This is a genomic window from Peribacillus acanthi, assembly GCF_003073175.1.
Classification (GTDB): Bacteria; Bacillota; Bacilli; order Bacillales; family DSM-1321; genus Bacillus_BN; species Bacillus_BN acanthi.
On sequence record NZ_QBBX01000039.1, the window covers coordinates 1 to 6,939 of the forward strand.

Consider the following 6,939-nt stretch of genomic DNA (forward strand, 5'->3'; position numbering starts at 1 on the left):
TTTAAAGCTGAGTTCTGTAATGTGCGATCTGGAAATGAAAAGGGTCGTGTTGAAGGAACCGTAGGTTATATAAGAAGAAACGCGTTGGTTCCTAAACCAGACGTTCAGTCATTAGAAGAATTAAATCAATACCTTAAAGAATGGTGTTTACAAGAGGCTGAAAAACGTAAAGTCCCTTATTCAAAGGAAACGGTCTTAGAAATGTGGGAAAGAGAGAAATTACAACTTCATCCACTACCTGCCAACCGTTTTGAGGCTTGTAAACTGGTTTCATGCCAAGTGAATAAAACATCGTTAATCACCATTGATACCAATCAATATTCCGTTCCTTGTCGCTATGTCGGTCAGGCTGTATGGGCAAAAATTTTTGTGGATCATGTGATCATAGTGGCTCAAAATCAAGTAATCGCTTTACATTCTCGGTCTTACGAAAGATATCAAATGGTGACCGTTCTGGATCACTATTTGGAAGCATTATTAAAAAAGCCTCGGGCCATTCGAGATGCCAGAGCCTTTCAGACAACTGATATCCCAGATATCTTTAGACGTTTTCATAAGAAAATGCGGGAACAAGATGGAGCCACTGGAGATCGCAAATTTATTCGTCTACTTCTTCTCCATCGAGAAATTGGAATGGAAAAACTTACGCAAGCTCTCCAAGAGGCTGAACAAACACAGGTATTCCGTTATGAAGTGGTTCATGAAATCATTCAAAAGATCACCCATGCTTCTGTCGCTATTAACGACCTTTCAAACGAAAACATGCCTATCAGTCTATTAGATTACAAAGTGAAAAAGACAAATATATCACAGTATGGGCAGTTAACAGGAGGTCAATGATATGACAACAGAATTATTAGTGGATCACTTAACAAAACAATTAAGAATGCCTACCATTCATCAACAATACCGTTCTCTCGCAAGAGAAGCTGAGGAAAGAAATCTTTCTTACGAAGAATACTTATTAGCATTACTTGAAGCAGAAATGGAAATGCGGGATGAAAATCAAAAACAAAGACGATTAAAGCAAGCTGTTTTTCCGGTTCAGAAAACACTAGATACATACGATTTTAGCCTGATGCCAAGTCTCAACCGAAATCGATTCATAACTTTAGCTAAAGGAGAGTTCGTAGATAGGAAGGAAAATATTATTTTCCTTGGTAACAGTGGCACAGGAAAAACGCACTTAGCAACAGGACTAGGAATTGAAATGATAAAGAACGGATATAAAACGAGATTTATCACAGCCTCAGATTTAGTAGAGGAACTCCTAATGGCTAACGAAGAGCACAAACTAGGTGCCTTAGAAAAGAAGTGGCTCAAATTTGATGTTATCATCGTGGATGAATTAGGATATGTGCCTTTTTCAAAAATAGGATCGGAACTTCTATTTCAATTTTTTTCAAGCCGGTATGAACGCGCGAGCGTTATCATTACCACCAACTTGGAATTTTCAGAATGGACTAGTCTCTTTGGGGATGAAAAAATGACAGCAGCACTTCTCGATCGGCTCACACATCGATCACACATACATCTTTTAAATGGTGAATCATATCGATTTAGACAAAGTATGAAACAAAACGGGGAATTGAAAGAGTAGATAGGAGCGCGCGAGGTGTTTGGATGTCTTGCCCCTCCCCGGGGCAAGACATCCAAACACCCAAGCCTCCTCCCTAACTGGGAATTATCATATAGATAGTGGCTCACTTTTGAAGTGATCGCTCTGGCTCAAATTCATATTGACAAAAACAACTGATAGAGAAAACTGGATTCTAGCAAAATCTGACTATATAGACCCAGTAATATCAATTGAAGAATGGGAATATTGTTGGAAGTTGTACCAACAAAAAAAACTAGGAAAAATAGCCCCAAAGCAATATAAAACCAGCTATTTATTAAAAGATTTGGTAAGTTGCAAATGTTGTAACACACTCCTTAACTGTAAGGATCAAAGAACTACAGGAAACAATGGAAAAAAGTATGGACGAAAAATATATTTTTGTCCAAGTTGTGATATTCAAATAGAAGTTGAACAGCTACATCTAGTCATCGACAAAATCTTAAATGATATACGTTTAAATCATCCCACCCAAATTCATCAAGGTATCTCCCTAAGAATTCAGAATGAAATTAAAACATTGTTTGATGAGATTTCTGAATTGAAAAAGGGTAAAGTAAAATACTTAGAGCAAGTTGATCAAGTGAAAAATGAAATAAAGCAACGACTTGAAAAACAAATAAATGTTAATGACAAAAAAATATTAGATTTATTAACTACATATCGGATTTCTTTAAATATTCGAATTGAACAAGTCGAATTACAAATCAAAGAGAAACAACGAAAAGTTTCGGAACGACAGAAGGTTGACTCAAATCAAGAAACCTGGAATCTAATTTTGCAAAATGCTTTTATGGATAGAGAAAAACTGGATATTGTTGACTTGCGAAATCTTTTAACTAATTTAATATCTGAAATAAAAATAGATAAACATTCATCAATCGAATACCAATTGCGACACAACCTTCAGAAGCAATCGATGAGTGACCAATTGGAACTTCAATTTTAACCTCCTATGGAGGTTATTTTATTGGACAATATTTCTCGGTTATATGGTACTAAAAAAATGAGGAAACTTATGAAGTCTCGGCAATAAGGTAGGGGAGGGATACCGGCCCTACCTAATCACCGATATTTGTATTACTGACATTTGGCTTGTCCATTGAAATAAATGGACAAGTCTTTATTTATGAGTATGGACAGAAATTTATTGTCATAAACGCTTTCGGTAATTAGGTAAGTATATTTTTAGATCATTATTTTGTTCCTCGGTTTTTTGGTGGGATGAAAATTTTTTGTATTAAAAGTATTTAATTAATTTAGTTATATGAAGGCAAACCCAGTTACATCAAGGGTAAGGAAGTTGTATTTAAGGAGTTAAATATGAAAAAATGCTGCTTTTCCATTAAACCTAAGGGAAAAGCAGCATTTTCTTATCAAACAGGGTGTTTTTACTTATTTTATTTATGGCCACTTTAGGGAGAATTGCAAGTCTCCCAAGCGCCAGTCATCTGCTAATTCTAAACTACTTAAAGAATTTCCTAATGAATTTTCTAATAAAAAAAGCCAAGAAAATTACTAATAAACCACTTACAACTTGAACTAAAATGGTTGTAATGCATTCAACGAAAAGATTCATAGAACCGACCCCTATTTTAAGAAGTCAGATGAATCTGGCTAAAATTATTATATTTCATTAGTCACTATTCGATGCATAGTTAGAAGGAAACAAAAAGAGAAGGTGCTTGTAAACTAACCGGTCCATTGAACAAGAGCACAAAAAAATCAAACTATTTAAAAATAAAACTAAAACAAATTTAATAATGTAATTCTTGAGTCTTACAGACCTATCGACAAAAAAACTTTACCAAGATAGGATTATTTAGAGAGGTAAAAAAAGTTGATATACAAGAAGGTGTAGCTTTTAAGTTCCAGAAGCTACTTTTAGATAAAAGGGCAAAGAAAATTGAGTTTGTAGTAGCTCGGATAGAAAAAGGCAGAAAACATAAACAAACAATTATTATTAGTATATAAATATTAATTGAGAATATTATATTCTTCTATCATCAAACGATTTTTCATCTTTTGAATTGACAGAGAAAATATGTGTTAAGGTTATTTTCCTCTTCTCATCCTCAACAGCCAATACAAGGGGTCCCTGTAGCAAAACGCTGAAAACATAGGCTAAGGTATCATGTGCCAGAAAAAAAGAACCCTTTATGGGTTCTTCGTGTGCCAATTGTTATTTAAGTTCACTAATTCTATTTGCAATAAGGTTTAGTCTTTCTTGAATATCTTGTAACATGTCAACTTGACTTACAGTTTTCCAAGCAATAATGAAAAGGCTTATTGCTATTACAACAAAACTAGCAACCTTGATGTATTCCAATTTGTTTTTCATCATTTCTCAACCTCCATTTTATAATAAAATCAGTTAATAATTCCTTTTCTAGCTTTTTTGAAAATGTAATTTTCTGATTTGAGTATAACCTTTATTTAACTGATTGGCTTAAATATTTTCAGAAAAAACAAACTTTACGAAAACAGCGTAATGAAAAGATTTCCGCAAGTTTTTTTCATATCCCCTATGAAAACCCCAATCAAAAAAATCGGATTTTGCATGGTCAAATTTTTCTTAGTCTTTGACTTTTGTTCTAGTCAATCAAACATAGAAAGTGGTGTGCATTATTGTTCCAAAGTGCCCGTATAGTTCCTTTGAGAACAAAAAATCCCAGAGAAGCTTTATTCTTGGGATTTTTTTGTTAAATTCTATTGAATAGTCTTATAAATAATTGGTATTTTATTTGTTGATATAGGCAGTAGCAGACATTTCAGCATCGTAGGATGCTTTAGAATTTCCTAATGAGAATTGAACACTAGGTGCCCCATAAGTTAGTGTGAAACCATTGATGGCAATTGGGACAGTATCGATCTGGTGAATATATGATCCCATAACGTTTACTGTAGTATATGGGTATGACGTATTTGTCAAAGTAAAATTAAACCAAGCATTTTGTCTTAAAGTAACAAGGTAGCAATATTTACCCCCTAGCGTAAAATCATCTTTTAAATTTTGAACTAGTGCAGCTCCACTAAATGAAGCATTTGTCCAATTTCCACTGCTTGCTGAATAATTAATAGTTTCAGAATGATAGTTTGGATACCAATTACCGTATTCATCATTTGCATCTGCTACATAATATTGTGTTCCGCCCCTATTGGTGTGGTCAACGGTCCAATAGCTTGGATATCTAGCTGAAGCGCCAAGAACATCCATTTGTCTTGTAGAAGGAATAATTAGCCATTCAAGAGTATTATTTGATCTGTACGAATTGGTGTCCAGGAAAGTATTTGACGATTAAGAAAACCAGTATTGACACCTATACCATGACTGATAAGTTTGGTATTAGAACTCTCTTTACAATCAAATTTACTAATTCTGATACAGATGTTCAGATTGCAAATATTGACACGAAGATTGATTTACATGGAAACAAGATTAATTATATTTATGAAGGTACACAATTAAAAAGGATAAATACAGATCTAGGGAATGAATTAAATAAACATCTTGAATTCACGTATAATTCAGATGGATTAATTAATAAAGTTACTTATGAAGGAAGAACTTTTGGTTATTTTTATGAAAATATGAGAGTAAAAAGAATTGAGGAATCAAAAGAAGGTAGTGTGGTTAATATTACCACATTTGAATATAAAGATAATTTAGTATCAAACGTTACTGATTCCAAAGGTAGAAATACTGATTATACTTATATTAATGGATATTTAGATAAAGTCCAAGATTCACAAGGAACAGAAACCTCTTGGTCGGAATATTCACTTGATACTAAAAATAAAGTTTCTATGGTTACAAACGATGAGGGGAATACCACTACTTACTATACGGATGATAATTATATTGTTAAAGCTATTGTAAATTCAGCTGGTGCTAGAACAGACTTTGAGTTAGATACAAACAATAATATATTGGTAGAAAATTCAGATGGCTTAATTACAACTAATACCTATGATGCAAGAGGGAATTTATTAATTAGAATAGATCCAGAAGGAAATAAGGAAAGTTATACTTATACTACTAATAGCAAAGTAGAGACATATACAGATTCAAAAAATAGCACTACTTCCTATTTATATAACTCTAAAGGTGATATAAGAACTGTAACTGAACCTGATGTTGATAATGAAGGTGAGGTTTTAATCACTCAAAATGTCTATGACGATTTTGGAGATTTAAAGTCTGTTACGCACCCTGATGGAAGTATAGAAAATATTACGAAAAATTATAATGATAATAAAAATATAATACAAAAAACCGATTATTTTGGAAATTTTTCCAAAATAACAACAGATATTAGTGGAAATATTCTAGAAAAAATTGGTGGAAATAACAATAAATACACTTTGGTTTATAATTCAAATAATAGTATTGAAAAACTTATAGATCCTAAAAGTTATACCACTCAATATGGTTATGACCAGAACGGAAATGTAACTTCAATTTTGAATGCTAAGAATTTTAGGTCATCTTATATTTATAATGAACAAAATCAATTGAAACAAGAGACCAATGAAATTAATAAAACAACAAGCTACAATTATGACTTAAATGGTAATTTGCAGGAAATATTGTTACCTAATCAAAATACAATAAAAAAAGTTTACGATGAATTAAATAATTTAACACATATTTATTCAAATACTGACTTAATATGGGAATATTATTTTAGTGAAGATAAACTTGTATCTGTTTATAACAGAGGAAATTTATTTAAGTCATATTCTTATTATGAAAACAATTTATTAAAATCAATTAAAGAACAAAATAATTTAATTGAGTACATCTACAACGAAGAAGAATATAAATCACAGATTAAATATACTATTGGAGAAGGTTCTCCTACAGTTGTTTTAGATTTTACTCAGACCAATGGACAGTTATCTAATGAAATCAAGAGAAACGGAGAAAAATTGGTTGAACTTAAATACAAAGAAACAGGTTCACTTGAGAATGTTTTGTATGAAAATGGAAGTTCAGTCGATTTTAAATACGAGAATAATAGATTGTCTAATTATACAATTAACAATGGTAACCAAATATATGATAAATATGAACTTTTATATGATGGAAATTTCAACATTAAGGAAATAACTTCAAATACAGGCAAAACTATATATGATTATGATGAATTAAACCAACTCAAATCTGAAAAGTTGCCTAATGGTGTGCTCCTATCCTATGAATATGATGAAGTGGGGAATCGTAAGAAAAAGAGTTGTAAACGCTAAAATATAGTGAACAGTTTTTGCTCACTTCCAATGAACACTTTTCACCTAATAAGTTCTTTCCTGTAAACTGA

At 32.1% G+C, this 6,939-nt stretch carries 6 protein-coding genes; 4 read left to right on the forward strand and 2 right to left on the reverse strand.

From position 1 onward, the window contains the following. The 3 genes from DBX25_RS20240 to DBX25_RS20250 form a co-directional block, all read left to right on the forward strand. The coding region (locus DBX25_RS20240; protein ID WP_420812975.1) for a Mu transposase domain-containing protein at positions 1-840 on the forward strand (840 nt) is incomplete at its 5' end. A gap of 1 nt (position 841) precedes the next feature. Next, positions 842-1,600 carry an IS21-like element helper ATPase IstB gene (istB, locus tag DBX25_RS20245; RefSeq protein ID WP_108672561.1) on the forward strand — a complete coding sequence of 253 codons (759 nt, stop codon included), beginning with the start codon at positions 842-844 and terminating at the stop codon, positions 1,598-1,600. Positions 1,601-1,739: 139 nt separating this feature from the next. Continuing rightward, positions 1,740-2,567 carry a coiled-coil domain-containing protein gene (locus DBX25_RS20250; protein WP_108672562.1) on the forward strand — a complete coding sequence of 276 codons (828 nt, stop codon included), beginning with the start codon at positions 1,740-1,742 and terminating at the stop codon, positions 2,565-2,567. 1,233 nt (positions 2,568-3,800) lie between these two features. On the opposite strand, the gene DBX25_RS20755 is transcribed toward DBX25_RS20250, so the two are convergent. Continuing rightward, positions 3,801-3,962, reverse strand: a complete 162-nt coding sequence (locus DBX25_RS20755; RefSeq protein WP_157951031.1) for a hypothetical protein — start codon at positions 3,960-3,962, stop codon at positions 3,801-3,803. Positions 3,963-4,358: 396 nt separating this feature from the next. Then, entirely contained in the window at positions 4,359-4,835 is a 477-nt protein-coding gene (locus tag DBX25_RS20255; RefSeq protein WP_108672563.1) for a hypothetical protein, read from the reverse strand. Between the two features lie 74 nt (positions 4,836-4,909). On the opposite strand from DBX25_RS20255, the gene DBX25_RS20260 reads away from it, so the two are divergent. Further along, a complete protein-coding gene (locus DBX25_RS20260; RefSeq protein WP_108672564.1) occupies positions 4,910-6,868 on the forward strand; it encodes an RHS repeat domain-containing protein in 1,959 nt (652 codons plus the stop codon). Positions 6,869-6,939: the final 71 nt, after the last annotated feature.

Excerpts from the sequence above, each read along its gene's own strand:
- istB (WP_108672561.1), top strand. The coding sequence starts at position 842 with ATGACAACAGAATTATTAGTGGATCACTTAACAAAACAATTAAGAATG.
- DBX25_RS20755 (WP_157951031.1), bottom strand. The coding sequence starts at position 3,962 with ATGATGAAAAACAAATTGGAATACATCAAGGTTGCTAGTTTTGTTGTA.
- DBX25_RS20255 (WP_108672563.1), bottom strand. The coding sequence starts at position 4,835 with ATGGATGTTCTTGGCGCTTCAGCTAGATATCCAAGCTATTGGACCGTT.